Origin of the sequence: Streptacidiphilus pinicola (assembly GCF_003258295.1) — a bacterium.
Classification (GTDB): domain Bacteria; phylum Actinomycetota; class Actinomycetes; order Streptomycetales; family Streptomycetaceae; genus Streptacidiphilus; species Streptacidiphilus pinicola.
The window spans coordinates 14,697-31,250 of record NZ_QKYN01000138.1; the positions used below are offsets into that span (position 1 = coordinate 14,697).

At 74.2% G+C, this 16,554-nt stretch carries 16 protein-coding genes and 1 pseudogene; 7 read left to right on the plus strand and 10 right to left on the minus strand.

Annotated elements, in window-relative coordinates; translation table 11 throughout:
• Positions 1 to 16: 16 nt before the first annotated feature.
• Positions 17 to 2,179 (plus strand): RNA polymerase recycling motor ATPase HelR, encoded by a 2,163-nt coding sequence (gene helR / locus DN069_RS31010; RefSeq protein WP_111506558.1) that lies wholly within the window; start codon positions 17 to 19, stop codon positions 2,177 to 2,179.
• Positions 2,180 to 2,518: 339 nt separating this feature from the next.
• Positions 2,519 to 2,953, plus strand: a complete 435-nt coding sequence (locus DN069_RS31015; RefSeq protein ID WP_111506559.1) for a lytic transglycosylase domain-containing protein — start codon at positions 2,519 to 2,521, stop codon at positions 2,951 to 2,953.
• 7 nt (positions 2,954 to 2,960) lie between these two features.
• Here the strand turns inward: DN069_RS31015 and DN069_RS31020 are convergent, their stop codons facing one another.
• The 3 genes from DN069_RS31020 to DN069_RS31030 form a co-directional block, all read right to left on the minus strand.
• Positions 2,961 to 4,007: an LLM class flavin-dependent oxidoreductase gene (locus DN069_RS31020; protein WP_111506560.1), complete on the minus strand. Its 1,047-nt coding sequence runs from the start codon at positions 4,005 to 4,007 to the stop codon at positions 2,961 to 2,963.
• Between the two features lie 96 nt (positions 4,008 to 4,103).
• Entirely contained in the window at positions 4,104 to 4,982 is an 879-nt protein-coding gene (locus DN069_RS31025; RefSeq protein ID WP_111506561.1) for a diacylglycerol/lipid kinase family protein, read from the minus strand.
• Complete coding sequence (locus tag DN069_RS31030; protein ID WP_111506562.1) at positions 4,979 to 6,616, minus strand: FAD-binding oxidoreductase; 1,638 nt, start codon at positions 6,614 to 6,616, stop codon at positions 4,979 to 4,981. Before DN069_RS31030 ends, DN069_RS31025 begins: the two co-directional genes overlap by 4 nt.
• Positions 6,617 to 6,685: 69 nt before the next feature.
• Between DN069_RS31030 and DN069_RS31035 the strand changes: the two genes are divergently transcribed.
• Together DN069_RS31035 and DN069_RS31040 are read left to right on the plus strand one after the other, a co-directional pair.
• On the plus strand, positions 6,686 to 7,312 hold the full coding sequence (locus DN069_RS31035; protein ID WP_111506563.1) for a TetR/AcrR family transcriptional regulator: 627 nt from the start codon (positions 6,686 to 6,688) through the stop codon (positions 7,310 to 7,312).
• Positions 7,313 to 7,361: 49 nt separating this feature from the next.
• Positions 7,362 to 8,915: a glycerol-3-phosphate dehydrogenase/oxidase gene (locus tag DN069_RS31040; protein WP_207892336.1), complete on the plus strand. Its 1,554-nt coding sequence runs from the start codon at positions 7,362 to 7,364 to the stop codon at positions 8,913 to 8,915.
• Between the two features lie 21 nt (positions 8,916 to 8,936).
• On the opposite strand, the gene DN069_RS31045 is transcribed toward DN069_RS31040, so the two are convergent.
• The 6 genes from DN069_RS31045 to DN069_RS31070 all read right to left on the minus strand — a co-directional run bounded on the left by DN069_RS31045 (position 8,937) and on the right by DN069_RS31070 (position 13,793).
• The gene (locus DN069_RS31045; protein ID WP_111506564.1) at positions 8,937 to 10,082 is read right to left on the minus strand and encodes an RNA polymerase sigma factor; all 1,146 of its coding nucleotides are present in this window, start codon (positions 10,080 to 10,082) and stop codon (positions 8,937 to 8,939) included.
• Positions 10,083 to 10,093: 11 nt separating this feature from the next.
• The gene (locus tag DN069_RS31050) at positions 10,094 to 10,513 is read right to left on the minus strand and encodes a YciI family protein (RefSeq protein ID WP_111506565.1); all 420 of its coding nucleotides are present in this window, start codon (positions 10,511 to 10,513) and stop codon (positions 10,094 to 10,096) included.
• Between the two features lie 117 nt (positions 10,514 to 10,630).
• Entirely contained in the window at positions 10,631 to 11,509 is an 879-nt protein-coding gene (locus tag DN069_RS31055) for a DUF2690 domain-containing protein (RefSeq protein ID WP_111506566.1), read from the minus strand.
• Positions 11,506 to 12,318, minus strand: coding sequence for a helix-turn-helix domain-containing protein (locus DN069_RS31060; RefSeq protein ID WP_165845717.1), 813 nt, complete (start codon positions 12,316 to 12,318; stop codon positions 11,506 to 11,508). The genes DN069_RS31055 and DN069_RS31060 overlap by 4 nt, the downstream gene beginning before the upstream one ends.
• Before the next feature lie 307 nt (positions 12,319 to 12,625).
• Entirely contained in the window at positions 12,626 to 13,375 is a 750-nt protein-coding gene (locus tag DN069_RS31065) for a hypothetical protein (RefSeq protein WP_111506568.1), read from the minus strand.
• Positions 13,376 to 13,382: 7 nt separating this feature from the next.
• Positions 13,383 to 13,793, minus strand: a complete 411-nt coding sequence (locus DN069_RS31070) for a DUF5997 family protein (protein WP_111506569.1) — start codon at positions 13,791 to 13,793, stop codon at positions 13,383 to 13,385.
• Between the two features lie 87 nt (positions 13,794 to 13,880).
• On the opposite strand from DN069_RS31070, the gene DN069_RS31075 reads away from it, so the two are divergent.
• From DN069_RS31075 to DN069_RS31085, 3 genes are all read left to right on the plus strand, one after another.
• Positions 13,881 to 14,651, plus strand: coding sequence for a LysR family substrate-binding domain-containing protein (locus tag DN069_RS31075; RefSeq protein ID WP_111506570.1), 771 nt, complete (start codon positions 13,881 to 13,883; stop codon positions 14,649 to 14,651).
• A gap of 117 nt (positions 14,652 to 14,768) precedes the next feature.
• Positions 14,769 to 15,653 carry an NAD(P)-dependent oxidoreductase gene (locus DN069_RS31080; RefSeq protein WP_111506571.1) on the plus strand — a complete coding sequence of 295 codons (885 nt, stop codon included), beginning with the start codon at positions 14,769 to 14,771 and terminating at the stop codon, positions 15,651 to 15,653.
• A gap of 99 nt (positions 15,654 to 15,752) precedes the next feature.
• A complete protein-coding gene (locus DN069_RS31085; RefSeq protein ID WP_111506572.1) occupies positions 15,753 to 16,256 on the plus strand; it encodes a cupin domain-containing protein in 504 nt (167 codons plus the stop codon).
• A gap of 97 nt (positions 16,257 to 16,353) precedes the next feature.
• Here DN069_RS31085 and DN069_RS31090 read toward each other — a convergent pair.
• Positions 16,354 to 16,554 (minus strand): annotated as a pseudogene (locus DN069_RS31090) (IS5/IS1182 family transposase); the annotation flags it as partial.

A 16,554-nucleotide genomic window follows, 5' to 3' on the forward strand; every position in this document is an offset into this window, starting at 1 on the left:
CGCCGAAACGGGAGCCATGAACCCCCTTCGCACCAGCGTGTTCGACCTTCCCGACCGTCTCTCCGCCAAGGCCGACCCGGCGCTGACCGCCGCCGACGAGAAGCACTTCGCCGCCGTCGCGCGGAGCCTCGACGAGGCGATCGCCGAGGTCGCCGCGCGCCTCGACGACGCCCGCCGGGCACCGGGGGGCGTCGGACGGGCGGCGATGGACCGCGACGCGGAGGTCCACCGGCTGTCCGGCCGGCTGCGCGCGCTGCGGCGCTTCGGGCTGGACCTGTGCCTCGGCCACATCGTGGGCGCGGACGACGCCGAGCCCGTCTACATCGGACGGCTCGGCCTCACCGACAGCGACGGCCGACGACTGCTGCTCGACTGGCGCTCCCCCGCCGCCGAACCCTTCTTCGCGGCGACCCACGCCGAGCCCATGGGCTTGGTCAGCCGTCGCCGGTACCGCTGGACCAGGGGCCGGATCAGCGACTACTGGGACGAGGTGTTCACCGCCGACGGGCTGGAGGGCCGCGCCGCGCTCGACGACCAGTCGGCCTTCATCGCCAGCCTCGGCAGCACCCGCTCGGCGAAGATGCGCGACGTGCTGGCCACCATCCAGGCCGACCAGGACGCCATCATCCGGGCAGGCTCGCGCGGCGCGCTCGTCGTCGACGGCGGTCCGGGCACCGGCAAGACCGTGGTGGCCCTGCACCGCTCCGCCTATCTGCTCTACGCGGACCCGCGCCTCGGCCACCGGCGCGGCGGCGTGCTCTTCGTCGGCCCGCACCAGCCCTACCTGAACTACGTCTCCGACGTGCTGCCGAGCCTCGGCGAGGAGGGCGTGCAGACCTGCACCCTGCGCGACCTGGTCGCCGAGGGCGCAGCGGCCGCCGCAGAGGCCGACCCGGAGGTGACCGGTCTCAAGTCCTCCGCGCGGATGGCGAAGGCGATCGACGCGGCCGTCGGCATCTACGAGGAGCCGCCGACCAAGGGCATGACCGTCTCCACCGACTGGGCCGAGGTCCGGCTGACCGCCGACGACTGGGCGGACGCGTTCGCCGCCCCGTCCCCGGGCACCCCGCACAACGAGGCGCGCGAGCAGATCTGGGAGGAGCTGGTCGCCATCCTGATGGACCGCCTCGGCCTGGCCGAGGACGACGAGCACGGCGACGTCACGCCCGAGCTGTTCCGCCGCTCCCTCCAGCACGACAAGGAGCTGGTCGCCACGCTGAACCGGGCCTGGCCGCTGTTGGAGCCGACCGACATCGTCGGCGACCTGTGGACGGTCCCCGCCTACCTGCGGCTCTGCGCACCCTGGCTCAGCCGCGACGAGGTCCGGCTGCTCCAGCGCGAGGACGCGCACGCCTGGACCGTCGCCGACCTGCCGCTGCTGGACGCGGCCCGGTACCGGCTCGGCGACCCGGAGGCGGAGCGCCGCGGACGTCGGCGCGACGCGGCGGTCGCCGCGGAACGGGCCAGGATGGCCGACGTGATCCAGGACGTGCTCGCCGCGGACGAGGACGGCGAAGGCGCGGTGACCATGCTGCGTGGGCAGGACCTGAAGGACAGCCTGGTCGACACGGCCGCCCTGCCGACCGCCGACCCGGACCGGCTGGCCGGCCCCTTCGCGCACGTCGTGGTGGACGAGGCCCAGGAACTGACCGACGCGGAGTGGCAGATGCTGCTGCGGCGCTGCCCCTCCCGCAGCCTCACCGTCGTCGGCGACCGCGCGCAGGCCCGGCACGGCTTCACCGAGTCCTGGCAGGAGCGGCTCGGGCGGACCGGCCTGGACCGCGTCGCAGTGGCCCGACTGAACGTCAACTACCGTACGCCGGAGGAGGTCATGGCCGAGGCGGAGCCCGTCGTCCGGGCCGTGATCCCGGACGCCAACGTGCCGGTGTCCATCCGCAGCAGCGGCATCCCCGTCCGGCACGGGTCGGTGGCGGAGCTGGACGCGGTCCTCGCGGACTGGCTGGCTGCACACGCCGAGGGTGTCGCCTGCGTGATCGGCGCCCCGGAGTTCCAGGAGAGGGACCGGGTGCGCTCGCTCACGCCGACGCTGTCGAAGGGACTCGAGTTCGACCTGGTCGTCCTGGTCGACCCGGAGTCCTTCGGGGAGGGCGTCGAGGGCGCGGTCGACCGCTACGTGGCGATGACCCGGGCCACGCAACAGCTGGTCGTCCTGGTCTGAAACGGGGCCTCATGTGCCGCAGGTCACGTCTGACCTGCGGCATTTGCCCGATTTAGGTAGCCAAACTGTGCCCTCGGCCACTTTCGGGGTGCATTTCCTTGCCCGTCCGATCCGCGGCATGTTTCCGTGTTTGAGGTCGGACCGCGACGAAGCAAGTCGTCCGGGACGACGAGCGGGGCCGGATGCCCCGCAGGCGGGAAAGCCCCCCGCCGCGCAGACTGACCGCGCTCATCGCGGTTGTGCGGCCGCGTGCACGGTCCGGATGTCTGCGCCTCACCCGAGTGGCACGAGAACACGGCCTCCCACGCCGTGGCGGCCACTCCCTGTCCCTGGAGTGACATGCAGCGCAAGATTCGTCTGGCCACCCGTCTCGCCGTCGCCGGTGCCATCGCCGGTGGCGCCGTCATCGGCACCGTCGGTGCCGCCAGCGCCGCCACCCCCACCGGTAACGACCTGGGCAGCTGGGTCGCCCAGGCGCAGTCGATCCTGGCCGCCCACGGCGACCACGTCCCGCCGGCCGCCGCGATCGAGGCTCGCGCCATGACCGAGTCCTCCGGCAACCCGAACGCCGTGAACAACTGGGACTCCAACGCCGTCGCCGGCACCCCCTCCGAGGGCCTGATGCAGACCATCGTGCCGACCTTCGACACCTACGCGCTGCCGGGTCACACCGACATCTGGAACCCGGTCGACAACATCGTCGCCGCGGTCCGCTACGCGAACGCCACCTACGGCGCCTTCGAGAACGTCGCCTACGGCACCCAGGGTTACTGATCCCGCATCAGCCGACCGACGGGCTGGGACTCCAGCCCAACGCGGGGCCGAGCGACGTGGCGATGTCCGTCAGGATCTGCACGTAGTCCTCGGCCTCGAAGGTGAACGGGAGCGCGAAGGCGACCTCGTCCACCTCGCGGAAGCCCGCGTGCGCGTGGAGCCGTTCGGCGATCTGCGCGCTCGGGCCCACCAGATCGGGCGCGAAGAGCAGCCGGCTCGGGCCCTGCGGGGCCCCGGTCCGCGGGAGGCGCTTGGCCGCGTAGACCTGGTACTTCTCCCGCTGCGCGGGTGTCGCGCTGTCGGTCGGGATGACGACCAGCCCCTGGGAGACCCGTGCCCGCTCGCCCTCCGGGTGCGCGGCCCGGAACGCCCGGATCTGCTCCGCCTGGATCGCGGCGAAGTCGTAGGACTCCCCCGCGGGAGGTTCGCCCTCCGCCTTGACCACGCTGCTGGTCAGCAGGTTCATCCCGTTCTCCGCGGCCCAGAGCACGGAACGCGTGCTGGCGCCGCCGTACCACATCCGCCGGACCAGCCCCGGCGCGTGCGGCTCGACCCGCTCCGAGAAGACCTCGAAGCCCTCGGTGCCGCTGAAGTCGCTGGCCTGCTCGCCCGCGACGAAGTCCAACAGGCGGCGCACCCGTCCGTAGCCGAAGTCCTCGGCCTCGCCCGTGTCCGGGTACAGCGCTCCGCGCACCTGCTCGTAGTGCATCGGCGGCCCCACGCTCACACCGGGGTTGAGCCGCCCGCCGGACAGCAGGTCCACGGTCGCCAGATCCTCCGCGAGCCGCAGCGGGTTCTCCCACCCGAGCGGGATCACCGCCGTGCCCAGCTCGATCCGCCGCGTCCGCTGGCTCGCCGCGGCCAGCACGGCGATCGGCGAGGAGATGCCGTACTGCAGGTGGCGGTGCCGCAGCCACGCGCTGTCGAAGCCGAGCCGCTCGCCCAGCTCGATCAGCTCCAGCGTCGACTCGTGCCCGCCGCGCGGGTCCTCCCGGTCGAACAGCCCGATGGTGAGGAAACCCAGCCTGTGCAGCGGCTGCGAAGGAAGCGGCACGTCAGCCCTCCGTCCGTGGTGGTCATCGACTCGGACGAACCTGATCCCGAGGCCGATTGTTCCAGGGACGGAGGACTGTTCACGTGATTGCAACGATCACGCCAGCAGCTTCAGCGCTCCCGGCAGCAGCGTGATCCGGGCCGGGAGGGTGGTGACCTCGTCGCCGTCCGCGCAGACGGGGACCGGGCGGTCGGCGTCGACGGTGACGGCGGTGCCGGTGGCCAGGGTCACCTCGGGGCGCTCGATGTGGGTGCCCTTCTTGGCCTGGCCCATGAAGCTGACCACCTTGCGGCGCGGCCCGTCCCCGACCACCATCACGTCCAGCCGGCCGTCGTCGGGCTCGGCCGGCGGCACGATCCGCAGACCGTGGCCGTAGGCGCCGGAGTTGGCGACGACGACGGTGTGGGCGCGGACCTCGCTGCGCTCGCCGTCGAGGTCGAGGGTGTAGCCGGCCGGGCGCCAGCGCAGGATCGCGCGGACGGGAGCCAGCCGGTAGACCAGCAGCGCGGGCAGCCGCCGGTTGGCGTTGATGATCTGCGTGGCCAGCGAGTCGATGCCGATGTAGACGTTGCCGGGCGCGATCACGCCGTTGACGTCGAGCACGTCGAACGCGCGCGGCTCGCCCTCCAGCAGCAGCCTGGCCAGCCCCGCCGGGTCCTGCGGCAGACCGAGCCGCCAGGCCAGGTCGTTGCCGCGGCCCGCCGGGACCAGCCCCATCGTGCCCTCGGCGCGGACCACGCCGTCCGCGACGTCGCGCACCATGCCGTCGCCGCCGACGGCGACCACCACCTCGCCGCGCGCGGCGGCCTGGCCCGCCACCGTGATCGCGTGCTCCCGGCTCTGCGTCGGGATCGCCCGGACCGTGGCCCCGGCCGCGTGGAGCAGGTCGGAGACCGGTCGCCAGTGGTCGAAGCCGTGCCCGCCGCCGGAGATCGGGTTGACGACGGCGGTGAAGGTGCGCTGCGTCCCGCTCATTCGCCCACCGCCGCGTCGTCACGCAGCGGGAGGTTCTCGATGAGCACGCCGGGGTTGAGCACCCCGGCCGGATCCAGCGCGCGCTTGACCGCCCGCAGCGCGTCGACGGCCAGCGGGCCGATCTCCTCGGCGTAGGTGGCCGCGTGGTCGGTGCCGACGCCGTGATGGTGGGTGATCGCCGCGCCGCAGCCGCGGATCGCCTCGTTGGCGGCCGACTTGGCGAGGCTCCACTGCGCGATCGGGTCCTCGGTCTGCGCGCAGGCGACGGTGAAGTAGAGGGAGGCGCCGGTCTCGTAGAGGTGCGAGATGTGGCAGAGGACCAGCGGCGGCGTGCCCTGCGTGGTGAGCGCGTCGGTGAGCGCCGTGGTGACGGCGGCCCGCAGCACGTGCAGGTTGGACCAGAAGGTCACCGTCTCCAGCGTCTCGATCAGCACGCCCTCGTCGAGCAGCGGGTCGCGCAGGTAGGGGGCGCGGTAGCGGCCCTTGCGCCAGGCCTCGCCGCCCTCGGGGCCGAGCGGCTCGCCGCCCGCCTCCCGCAGCACGGCCGAGGCGCCGGCCCGCCGCGCGGCGACGTCGACGGCGCTGCCCTCGTAGCCGGTGACGGCCAGGCAGCCGCCGGGGCCGCCGCCGAACATGGCGGCCGGGTCGGCCAGGTTGACGCCGGTCTCGGCCTCGTCGGAGAGCCGCAGCACCGTCGGCTCCGGACCGTCCTGGACCAGGCGGCGCAGCGCGGCGGCGCCGGTCTCGAAGTCGGGGAAGCGCCACGACTCGAAGACCCGCACCTCCGGCTTCGGGCGCACCCGGACGGTCACCGAGGTGATCACGCCGAGGGTGCCCTCGGAGCCGAGGACGAGCTGCCGCAGGTCGGGCCCGGCGGCAGACTTGGGCGCGGTGCCCAGCTGCACCGTGCCACGCGGGGTGGCGAGCGTCAGGCCGACGACCATCTCGTCGAAGCGGCCGTACCCGGCCGAGGACTGACCGGCGGAACGGGCCGCCGCGTAGCCGCCGACGCTCGCGCCCTCGTAGGACTGCGGGAAGTGGCCGAGCGTGAAGCCCTCGGCTCCCAGCGCCGCCTCGACGGCCGGTCCGCGCAGGCCCGCCTGGAGGGTGGCGGTGCGGGAGACCGTGTCGATCCCGAGCACCGCGTCCAGGCGCCCGAGGTCGAGCGCGACCACGCCGGCGAAGCCCTCGCGCGCGGGCGCCAGGCCGCCGACGACGGAGGTGCCACCGGAGTAGGGGACCACGGCGACATTCTGGCGGCTGCACAACTGAAGCAGCGTCACCACCTCGTCGTGCGAGCCCGGGTAGAGCACCGCGTCCGGGGCGTCCGAGGCGTCGCCCGCGCGGACCTTCAGCAGGTCGGGGGTGGACCAGCCGCGGGTGTGCGCGAGCCGTGCCTCGTGCGCGGAGCTGAGGTGCTCCGGGCCGACCACGGCGGCGAGCTCGGCCAGCGTCGCGGCGTCGAGGGCGACGTCCGGAAGGGTGATCGCGCCCGGCTCCACCGCGGGCGCGGGCTCCTTGACGCCGAAGGCGGCGAGCGTCTCCTTCGCGGCGGCGGGCAGGTGCGTCGCGTGCTGCGGATCGCCCCAGCGGAAGGGGTGGAACGCCACGACGGGCAGATCGTTCTCGGTCATCGCATTCCTCGGTGGGGTCGACGGCTTCTCGTGGTGGGCTTGCGGCCCGCTGATACACTTCTACATGTGATGTCGCAGCGAATCAACAGCACAGGCGAGCTGAAGGCCGCGAACGCCATTCCCGAGGAGCAGATCCTCGACGCGGCCTACCGCCTGCTGCTCACCATCGGCCCGCAGCGGATGACCATGGCCGACCTGGCCCGCCAGGCCGGCGTGTCCCGTGCCACGCTCTACCGCCGCTGGGGCTCGGTGCGCGAGGTCCTGGCCACGCTCACCATCCGCGCCTGGACGGAGCTGGCGGAGGGCGCCTTCCCGCCCGACGCACGCACCGAGGTGACCCGCGCCCGCATCGTCGACGGCGTGGTGACGCTGGCCCGCGGCATCCGCACCCACGAACTGCTGCGCGCCATCATCGCGATGGACCCGGAGTTCCTCACCCCCTACCTGCTGCAGCGCCGCGGCACCAACACCGACCACCAACTGGCCCTGCTGGAGCTGGCCCTGACCGCCGGCATCGCCGACGGCTCGGTGCGCGAGGAGGATCCGGCGCTGCTGGCCCACGCGGTGCTGCTCACCGCCTGGTCGTTCACCCTGACCGGCCCGGTCCTGGCGGGCTCCGCCGACGGCACCGGCCCCGAGCTGGACCGGCTCGACGCCGAGCTGCGCCTCCTGCTCGACCGCTACCTCGCCCCCTGACCCCCACCCCGACCGAACTTCCCACCGGCCCGGCAGACAGGACCCTCGCGTGAACGTGCAGCACCGCTACTCCGCCTCCCTGAACGCCGACCGCCGGGCGCGTGAGCTCACCGCACTGCGCGAGGCCGTGGGCCGGCCCGGTCCGGCCGTCGACCTGCTGGTGATCGGCGGCGGCGTCACCGGCGCCGGCGTCGCCCTGGACGCGGCCGCGCGCGGCCTGACCGTCGTGCTGGCCGAGAAGCACGACCTCGGCTTCGGCACCAGCCGCTGGAGCTCCAAGCTGGTCCACGGCGGCCTGCGCTACCTCGCCTCCGGCGCGGTGGGCATCGCGCACGAGAGCGCGGTGGAGCGCGGCGTGCTGATGGAGCACACCGCCCCGCACCTGGTCCGCGCGCTGCCGCAGGTGGTCCCGCTGCTGCCCGGCACCGCCGCCTCGGGCGCGGCCCTGGTCCGCGTCGGCTTCCTGGCCGGCGACGCGCTGCGCGTCGCGGCGCGCACCCCGTCGGCGACCCTGCCGCGCTCGCGTCGCCTCTCCCGCGCCGAGGTACTGCGCTACGCGCCGACCGTCGACGCGGCCGGGCTGCGCGGCGGCCTGGTTTTCTGGGACGGCCAACTGACCGACGACGCCCGGCTGGTGACCTCGCTGGCGCGTACCGCCGCCGCCCACGGCGCCCAGGTGCTCACCCGATGCTCCGTCAGCGACGCCACCGGCAGCGGCGCGACGCTCACCGACGAGCTGACCGGCGAGAGCTTCCCGCTGCGGGCCGCCATGGTGGTCAACGCGACGGGCGTCTGGGCGGGCGAGGTCGCTCCCGGCATCACCCTGCGCCCCAGCCGGGGCACGCATCTGGTGTTCCGTCAGGAGGCATTCGGCGGACTGACAGCCGGGCTCACCGTCCCGATCCCGGGCGAGACCAATCGCTTCGTCTTCGCCCTGCCCGCCCCCGACGACCGCGTCTACGTCGGCCTGACCGACGAGGAGGCGCCGGGCCCGATCCCGGACGTGCCACAAGCCACCGACGCGGAGGTCGACTTCCTGCTGCGGGTCATCAACACCGCGCTGCGCGCCCCGCTCTCGCGTGCGGACCTGATCGGCACCTTCGCCGGCCTGCGCCCACTGCTGGACACCGGCTCCGGCCGCACCGCCGACGTCTCGCGCAAGCACGCGGTGCTGACCGCCCCCGACGGCCTGGTCACCGTGGTCGGCGGCAAGCTCACCACCTACCGCCGCATGGCCGAGGACGCGCTGGACGCCGTGCTGACCGCCAACGGTCGCAGCGCCGGTCCGTGCCGCACCCGCCGTCTCCCCCTCGTCGGCGCGGCCGACCGCGCCACCCTGGCCCGTGTCGACGCCCCGCTGCGCCTCGTCCAGCGCTACGGCACCGAAGCCGTCGATGTCCTCGCGGAGGCGGCGGGCGACCCGGAGCTGCTCCGGCCGATCGCCCCCGGCACGCAGACGACCGGCGCGGAACTGCTGTTCGCCGTCCGGCACGAGGGCGCGCTCGACGCCGCCGACCTGCTCGACCGCCGCACCCGCATCGGCCTCGCCCCCGAGGTCCGCGACGCCGCCCTCAAGGCCGCGGAGTCGGCGCTGGCGGGCTGAACCGGACCCGAACGCGGACCGTCAGCGGGGCCGGTGGGCGTTGAGCCGGGCCGCCTGACGGGTCAGATGGTCCCGCTCGGCGAGGTCCGCGGCCCGGTGCGCCGCCTCGGCGTACAGCCGCGCCGCCGTGGCCAGGTCGCCGTCGCGCTCGTGGAGGTAGGCCGCCACCGCGGCGTGGCGGGGCAGGGACGCGTCCACCTCCGCGAGCGCCGCCAGCCCCGCGCGCGGCCCGTCGGCCTCGCCGACGGCCACCGCGCGGTTGAGCCGGACCACCGGACTGTCCGTCAGCCGAGCGAGCTCGTCGTACCACTCGACGATCTGCACCCAGTCGGTCTCCTCGACGGTGGGCGCGTCCGCGTGCAGGGCGGCGATGGCGGCCTGGGCCTGGTACTCCCCCAACCGGTCGCGGGCGAGCGCCGCCTGGAGGATCGTGATGCCCTCCGCGATCATCGCGGTGTCCCAGCGCCCGCGGTTCTGCTCGGCGAGCGTGACCAGGCTGCCGTCCGGCGCGGTCCTCGCGGCGCGCCGCGAGTGGTGGAGCAGCATCAGCGCGAGCAGCCCGGCCGCCTCCGGGTGGTCGACCCGGGCCGCGAGCTGCCGGGTGAGCCGGACAGCCTCGGCGGCGAGGTCGACGTCGCCGGAGTAGCCCTCGTTGAAGACCAGGTACAGCACGCGCAGCACGGTGGCGACGTCGCCGGGCTGGTCGAACCGCACCCCGGCGACCGTGCGCTTGGCCCGGCTGATTCTCTGGGCCATCGTCGCCTCGGGCACCAGGTAGGCCTGGGCGATCTGGCGGGTGGTCAGCCCGCCGACGGCGCGCAGCGTGAGCGCGACCGCCGACGAGGGCGTCAACGACGGGTGCGCGCACAGGAAGTAGAGCTGCAGCGTGTCGTCCGTGGCGGGCGCGGGCCCCGTCGCCGGCTCCTCCTCGACGCGGTCCTCCCGCCGGCGCCGGGCGGTGTCCGCCCGAGCCTGGTCGAGGAACTTGCGCCAGGCCACGGTGACCAGCCAGCCCTTGGCGTCGCGCGGCGGGTCGTCCGGCCAGACGCGGACCGCCTCGACCAGCGCCTCCTGCACCGCGTCCTCGGCCGCCGCGAAGTCGGCTCCGCGGCGGACGAGGACGGTGAGGACGCCGGGCGTGAGGCGGCGGAGCAGGGCCTCGTCCATCGTCGCGACGCTCAGTGGCCCACGCACTCGATGGTGGAGGGGTGAACGCCCAGGAACGGGCGCAGCTCCAGCCACTCGTGGATCGGCCTCCCGCCCGCTCCCGGGGCGGCCGACAGCTCCCCGGCGAGCTCGACGGCGCGCTCCTGGCTGTCCACGTCGATCACCATCCAGCCGGCGATGACGTCCTTGGTCTCGGCGAACGGGCCGTCGGTGACCGGCGGACGCCCCTCGCCGTCGTAGCGGACCCACATCCCCTCGGGGGCCAGCGCCTGACCGTCGACGAACTCGCCGGTCTTCTCCAGTCGGGCCGCGAAGTCGTTCATGTACTGGACGTGCGCCGAGATCTCCTCCGGCGTCCACCGGTCCATCGGCACGTCGTTGACCGGGGTCGGGGCGCCACGGTAGTGCTTCAGCAGCAGGTACTTGGCCATGGTGGTTCTCCTCGCTGGTGCGACCCATTGTGGTCGCGTTCATAGCGGGGACGGAGCCGGTCGCGGGTTCTCGACATCCCCGGCCGGGATTTTTCGGATTTCTTCTCGGTCCGACGATCACGGCTCGTGGACGGTGACACACCGCGACGCGCCGTCGGTGAACGCCAGACAGGCGTGCAGCGCGGCACCGCGGGCGGTCGCCGGGACCATCGGGGTGTAGAAGAAGGTCTGCGCGGTGTACGGGTCGGGCACGACCGCGGACCTCTGGTCGGCGCCGGCGGCGATCGACAGCCGGTCCCCCTTCTGGCTGGACCACACCCGGGCCCAGGCGGCCCGGCACTGCGCGCTGTAGCGGACCTCCATCTGGGTGCCGTGCTGGAGCTGGAAGACACCCAGGCTCTGCGGGTACACCCCGCAGTCCATCGCTCCGGGATCCGCGCCGTCGCAGGCCTGACCGACGCAGCCGACCGGGCGGGCGGAGGGGCTCGCGCTGGTGACGGCCGCGGGCGAGGCGCCCTGCGGGGTGACGCCGTTCCAGAGCAGACCGACCAACGTGGCGAGCAGCGCGCCCGCGCCGAACACGGCCAGGAAGGTGCGCCTGCGCACCCGCCCGTGCGGGCTGGGGTCCTGTGCGGCCGGCGCCTCGGGCGCGGGCCGCTCCGGGAGCCGTCGCGGCTCGGCGGGCACCGCGGGCTCGGGCTCGGGCTCGGGCTGATGAACCACGGGGGCGGGTGCGGAGACGGCGTCGCGCCGGTTCCAGGCCGCCTCGGCGACGGTCCACAACGCCCGGAACCGGTCCTCGGGCTCGTCGACCAGCGCGCACAGCTGCTGCACGGCCTGCCAGGGCGGCAGCGCCTTGCCGTTCAGGTACCGGCCCCAGGACGACTTGCTGAACGGGGTGCGCTCGGCCAGCGCGCCGAGGCTGAGCCGGTTCGCCGTCCGCAGCCGCTGCAGCTCCCCGGCCAGGACCGTGCAGGCGGCCGGCGTCCCGCTCATCCGCGCAGGGCGGCCCAGGTCTGCGGGCCCACCTGGCCGTCGATGTCGATGTGGCGCGCCTCCTGCTCGAGGATCACGGCGTGCAGCGTCATCGGGCCGAACGCCCCGTCGACGGCGCCGGCCGAGATGCCGGCGTGCTCCAGCAGGCACTGGACCTCGGCGACCTCCGGGCCGGCCTCGCCGTCGATGACCAGGTCCGTGTTGGTGGCGCTGTTGCCCGCGTACCACTTGCCGCCCGTCTGCCGGTAGGCGCAGTGGTAGGAGACCGGGGCCTTGGGTGTCGGCCTGGCGACAGGCGCGGCGGCAGCGGCGGAGGTCGAGCCGTTCCACGGCTGGACGAGCAGCAGGGTGACCGCGGCGCCGACCAGCGCCGAGACGACGGCGGTCAGCACGGTCCGCGTGTCGAGCGCCGGCCGTGCGTCGGACGCGCCCACCGGCATCGACACCACGGCCGGGGCCGACTCCGGCAAAGCGGGCTCCGGCCCGGCCGGTGCGACCTCCTCCAGCGCGACGGTGTCGTCCGTGGCGGCGGCCGAAGCGGCGGGCCGCCACACCTGCTGCGCGGCGTCCTGCAACGCGGCCACGGTGGCGCCGTCCGCCCCGGCGATCTCGACAAGCCGCTCCACCGCCTCGCGCGGCGCCAGCGTCCGGCCACCGAAGTACCGCTGCCAGGACGCCTCGCTGTACCCGGTGCGATCGGCGACCTGAACCACACTCAGACCGGTCTCGTCCTTCAGGCGCCGCAGCTCCGCGACGAAACGGACGACCGCAGGATCAAGCCCCTCCGGCAGGGCCTTCCACCGAGCCACAACCACCCCTGGTTCTGCCGAGCAAACGCAACACTCCAGACAAGCGGCATGAACTGTACACGCCGAAGGTAAGGGCCGGGCCACTGTCACAGAGCACTGGCATCAGCGCAGGTCAGAGCCGTGCCGTCCCAGAAAACTGGCAGTTGGAGGGCGCCTCTGGACCGGACACGTCACCGTGTCGAAAGATCGGTGCGGAACACCCGCCTCCGCGGCGAGACCTGAGGAGGCGTCGCGGAGGGCGGATCCGGTGGGCCCGTGCGGGGGACGGACCCACCGGATCCGCCCCGGGTGTCAGGCACTCAGGGACTCAGGAGCGCGGGGGCAGCTCGATCCAGAGCGCCTCGGCCTCGCCGAGCAGCCGGCCGTCGCCGCCGTACAGCGCCGTGCAGGTGGTGTGCTTGCGGCCGTCCTGGGCGATCAGACGGGCCGTCACCACGCAGGGCTCACCGACGGCGGGCACGCCGAGCACGCGGGCGGTGATCCGGCCGAGGACGACGTCGCGCGACTCCAGGTCGATCGTCCAGGCGCCGGGGCAGTCCAGCGCCGCCCAGACGAACTCGGAGCGGACCGCCGGGCCGTCCGGTCCGGCCAGGGCCGCGTCCGGCGTCCAGGTGCAGGCGTGCAGGCCGTCGCCGCCGGGGACCGCACCGGCGTAGAGGTGCAGTCCGAGCGCGTCGCCGCGCCCGGTGCCGCAGACGAAACAGCCGGGGAAGGGGTGGCGGTGCAGACCGCGGTAGGACTGCTCGGCCGCCTTGGCCACGTCGAAGGAGACGGGCTCCGGCGTACCGAGGCCGACCAGGGCGGCGGGGGCGGCCTCGCCGACCAGCAGCTCCCCGTGGTGCAGGGTGACGCCGCCGCCCTCGGTGGCCGCGACCCGCATCGGGGTGTCCAGCGGCGGCGGCTTGCGCAGGCTCACCGCGACCGCGACCGCGACCGCGGCCGGGTCACCGGGCACGCGCGCGGCGAGCGCGCCCGCGAAGTACCCGCCGTTGGCCGAACCGGGCGGGCCGTTGAAGAGCGGCGGAACGATCAGTGCGGCAGCGGCGGGCTGGGTCATCCCCGGATCACGCCCCCTTGGCGGCGCGACGGGCGGCGTCGGCGGCGTGCTTCTCCTTGATCCGCACGTTCTCCTTGCGGACCTCCGCCTGGGTGTCCCGCTCCACCTGCAGCCAGCGCGGGTTCTCGGCCTTGATGGCGTCGATCTCGTCGGTGGTCAGCGGCTCGGTCAGGCCGTTGCGGACCAGGCCGGAGACGGAGACGCCCAGCTTGTCCGCGACCACCGGGCGCGGGTGGGGGCCGTTGCGGCGCAGGTCGGCGAGCCACTGCGGCGGCTCCGCCTGCAAGGCGTTGAGCTCGTCCCGGGAGACGACGCCCTCCTGGAACTCGGCCGGGGTCGCCCCGAGGTACACGCCGAGCTTCTTCGCCGCCGTGGCGGGCTTCATGGTCTGGGTCGTCCTGGGCTTGCTCGAAGTCATGGCTCAAGGGTAGCGAGCCGCGCGACCGGCCTGGTCACAGCCGGTGCCGCGCACCACCGGTACGGCGCACACGAGTACTGTGAGCCCGTGACCGAGACGCCCGCTTCCTCCTCCTTCCGCCTCGCCTACGTCCCCGGTGTGACGCCGTCCAAGTGGGCGCGGGTCTGGAACGAGCGGCTCCCGCAGACCCCCCTCGACCTGGCGCTCGTCCCCGCGTCGGCGGGCCAGTCGACGCTGCGAGCGGGCGACGCGGACGCCGGCCTGGTCCGGCTGCCGGTCGACAAGACGGAGCTGCACGCGATCCCGCTCTACACCGAGGCCACCGTGGTGGTGATGCCCAAGGACCACCGCCTGGCGGAGACGCCCGAGGTGCCGCTGGCCGAGCTCGCCGAGGAGTTGGTACTGCACCCTCAGGACGACGTGCTGGGCTGGTCGGAGCGGCCGCCGGGCCAGGCCGCGGCGGAACGGCCGGAGACCACCAAGGACGCCGTCGAGCTGGTGGCGGCCGGGATCGGCGTGGTGCTGGTGCCGCAGTCGCTGGCGCGGCTGCACCATCGGCGCGACCTGACCTACCGCCCGGTCCCGGAGGGCGAGGCCCCGCAGTCCCAGGTGGCCCTGGCCTGGCGGCAGGACCGCGGCTCGGAGCTGATCGAGGAGATGATCGGCATCGTCCGCGGCCGCACGGTCAACAGCTCCCGCGGCGCCACCGCGACGGCCGCGGCCAACCAGGCCCCGAAGAAGCCGGCGGCCCGCAAGCAGTCCCAGCAGCCGCAGAAGCAGCAGCGCCAGCAGAAGCCGGCCCCGCGCGGCGGCAAGCCGTCCCCGAAGCGCAGCGGCCGCCCGGGCCGGAGGGGCTGAGCGGGTCTTGTCCCCGGTGGGCGCGCGGCGGAAGGCGTGCGTCCTCTTCCTCCGCTAGCGTGGCGAAGGTCCGCGGCCGGTCGGGCGCGGTCAGCCACGGTGAGGGGAGCGGACGGGATGACGCAGGAACTCACGGTCGGATTCGTCGGGCTGGGCGGGATGGGCCGGGCGATGGCCGGGAACCTGGTCCGGGCCGGGCATCCGGTCCGGGTCTGGAACCGCTCCCCCGGACCGGTGGCCGAGCTGGTCGCGCAGGGCGCGGAGGCCGCGTCGGACCTGGCCGGCGCTCTCGACGCCGACGTGCTCTTCTCGATGCTCGCGGACGACCGCGCGGTCCAGCCGCTGCTCGACCCGACCCTGCTGGCCCAGGCCCGGCCGGGCCTGGTGCACGTCAACATGGCCACGGTCTCGGTCGACTTCGCCCGGCGCGCGGCCGCCGCGCACGCCGACCACGGCCTCGGCTACGTCGCCGCGCCCGTGCTGGGGCGGCCGACCGCCGCCGAGGCGGGCGCTTTGACGATCCTGGCCGCGGGCACGCCGGAGCTGCTCGACCGGGTCGACCCGCTGCTCGCGGTCCTCGGCCGCCGCACCTGGCGGCTGGGCGCGGAGCCGCACCTCGCCAATGCGCAGAAGATCGCCGCCAACTACCTGATCGCCTGCGCCATCGGCGCGATGTCGGAGGCGGCCGCGCTCGTCGACGCGGTCGGCGGCACGCCGTCCGACCTGATCGGCATCGTCACCGACAGCATCCTGCCCGGCCCGGTCCACACCGGCTACGGCGCGATGGTCGCGGAGCGCCGCTACGAACCCGCCGGTTTCCGCGCCGTGTTGGGGCTCAAGGACGTCAACCTGGCCCTGACGGCCGGGGCGGAGGCGAACGTCCCGCTCCCGCTGGGCAGCGTGCTGCGCGACGGCCTCCTCGACGCCGTCGCCCACGGCGACGGCGACAAGGACTGGGCCGTGCTGGCCGAGGTCGCCCGGCGGCACGCGGGCCTGGCGTAGGCCGGGGCCGAGGGACCGGCCCCCACTCTCGATGGGCCAGGCTCTCGATGGGCCACACTGTCGGTGCGCGACCGATCATCACGACCCCACGGAGCTCCGATGTCCTACCCCTCCGCCCGCTACCTCGACGAGATCGGCCAGGTCAGCGCCACGCTGCGCACCGCCGACGCGGGTCCGGACCTGCTGATCGGCGAGCGGACGCAGGTGCACCACCTGGCCACCGGCGCCTCGACGGACGGCCAGTTCGGTCTCTACCGCTGGGACATGGCACCCCGCCCCAAGGGCGGCGGCCCGAGCGGCCACTTCCACCGGACCATGTCCGAGTCGTTCTACGTCCTGGACGGCACCGTCTCGCTCTACAACGGCGACACGTGGGTCGACGCCACGGCCGGCGACTTCCTCTACGTGCCGCCGGGCGGCATCCACGCGTTCAGCAACAACTCCGGCGCCGCGGCCTCGATGCTCATCCTCTTCGCCCCGGGCGCCCCGCGCGAGGCGTACTTCGAGGCGCTGGCCGAGCTCGTGGCCTCCGGCCGCGAGCTCTCCCAGGAGGAGCAGCTCGAACTGTGGGCCCGGCACGACCAGTACCCGGCCAAGATCTGACTCGGTCACAGGCTGGTTCCGGATCGGAGCCGAGCCCCTAAAGGGTGTTGCACAATCCGGTGGGCGGGCAGGCTGGGGTGCGGTCTGAGCTGGGGTTTCATGTGGCGAGGGCGAGGTTGTGCATGTGGGCGACGGCTTGGACCGCGTGGTGGAGGCCGTCGCCGCGGACACGGCAGTCGCGCCGGATCTTGTCGGTCTTCATCCGGGCGACGGCATCCTCGACCCGGGCGCGCCCCCGGCGGTGTTCCGCGTGGTCCTCCCTCCCGACCCGCCGCCGCCGCCCGCCCGCCCCCCCTCG

Excerpts from the sequence above, each read along its gene's own strand:
- helR (WP_111506558.1), top strand. The coding sequence starts at position 17 with ATGAACCCCCTTCGCACCAGCGTGTTCGACCTTCCCGACCGTCTCTCC.
- DN069_RS31015 (WP_111506559.1), top strand. The coding sequence starts at position 2,519 with ATGCAGCGCAAGATTCGTCTGGCCACCCGTCTCGCCGTCGCCGGTGCC.
- DN069_RS31025 (WP_111506561.1), bottom strand. The coding sequence starts at position 4,982 with ATGAGCGGGACGCAGCGCACCTTCACCGCCGTCGTCAACCCGATCTCC.
- DN069_RS31030 (WP_111506562.1), bottom strand. The coding sequence starts at position 6,616 with ATGACCGAGAACGATCTGCCCGTCGTGGCGTTCCACCCCTTCCGCTGG.
- DN069_RS31035 (WP_111506563.1), top strand. The coding sequence starts at position 6,686 with ATGTCGCAGCGAATCAACAGCACAGGCGAGCTGAAGGCCGCGAACGCC.
- DN069_RS31045 (WP_111506564.1), bottom strand. The coding sequence starts at position 10,082 with ATGGACGAGGCCCTGCTCCGCCGCCTCACGCCCGGCGTCCTCACCGTC.
- DN069_RS31050 (WP_111506565.1), bottom strand. The coding sequence starts at position 10,513 with ATGGCCAAGTACCTGCTGCTGAAGCACTACCGTGGCGCCCCGACCCCG.
- DN069_RS31055 (WP_111506566.1), bottom strand. The coding sequence starts at position 11,509 with ATGAGCGGGACGCCGGCCGCCTGCACGGTCCTGGCCGGGGAGCTGCAG.
- DN069_RS31065 (WP_111506568.1), bottom strand. The coding sequence starts at position 13,375 with ATGACCCAGCCCGCCGCTGCCGCACTGATCGTTCCGCCGCTCTTCAAC.
- DN069_RS31070 (WP_111506569.1), bottom strand. The coding sequence starts at position 13,793 with ATGACTTCGAGCAAGCCCAGGACGACCCAGACCATGAAGCCCGCCACG.
- DN069_RS31080 (WP_111506571.1), top strand. The coding sequence starts at position 14,769 with ATGACGCAGGAACTCACGGTCGGATTCGTCGGGCTGGGCGGGATGGGC.
- DN069_RS31085 (WP_111506572.1), top strand. The coding sequence starts at position 15,753 with ATGTCCTACCCCTCCGCCCGCTACCTCGACGAGATCGGCCAGGTCAGC.